Annotated in this window: 1 other RNA gene; it reads left to right on the top strand. The window is 54.0% G+C overall.

The features are described from left to right. Nucleotides 1–151: non-coding RNA, RtT sRNA (locus IAE48_RS23935), on the top strand; the annotation flags it as partial. Between the last annotated feature and the right edge of the window lie 75 nt (nt 152–226).

Below are 226 nucleotides of genomic sequence, written 5' to 3'. Positions count from 1 at the left end.
AGTTGACTTTTAATCAATTGGTCGCAGGTTCGAATCCTGCACGACCCACCACTATTAAGTCTGGTGAAGTGTTTTAACGTGAAGGATAACGTTGCGACAGCAACGGCCCGTAGGGCGAGGCGAAAGCCGAGTCATCCTGCACGACCCACCACTTAGCAGTATCCAGCGCAGTATCGGGTGATTAGCTCAGCTGGGAGAGCACCTCCCTTACAAGGAGGGGGTCGGC

Source organism: Kosakonia sp. S57 (assembly GCF_016516575.1).
Lineage (GTDB): Bacteria > Pseudomonadota > Gammaproteobacteria > Enterobacterales > Enterobacteriaceae > Kosakonia > Kosakonia cowanii.
This window is presented reverse-complemented; position numbering and strand designations above follow the sequence as displayed.